The organism is Bacillus paranthracis (assembly GCF_001883995.1).
GTDB lineage: Bacteria > Bacillota > Bacilli > Bacillales > Bacillaceae_G > Bacillus_A > Bacillus_A paranthracis.
Genome location: NZ_MACE01000067.1, coordinates 1 through 233 on the forward strand (window position 1 = coordinate 1; position 233 = coordinate 233).

General features: G+C 35.2%; 1 protein-coding gene. It reads left to right on the forward strand.

What is annotated here, in order from left to right; genetic code table 11:
* On the forward strand, positions 1 to 174 hold a 174-nt coding region (locus BAQ46_RS23755; RefSeq protein WP_239661536.1), incomplete at its 5' end, for a GRP family sugar transporter.
* Positions 175 to 233 lie beyond the last annotated feature (59 nt).

A 233-nucleotide genomic window follows, 5' to 3' on the forward strand; every position in this document is an offset into this window, starting at 1 on the left:
CGTGTAGGGGTAGCTACAAGCTTCTCCCTTTCCCAAATGGGGATTGTAATCTCAACTTTAGGTGGCATTTTTATATTAGGTGAAAAGAAAACAAAACGTCAGTTTAATGCGATTATCATTGGGATTATCTTTATTGTCGCAGCTGGAGTTATGTTAGGAATTGCAAAAGGATAAAGAGGAGGAAAAAATTATGTATACAGATTTAAAAGGAAAAGTAGTTGTTATTACAGGTG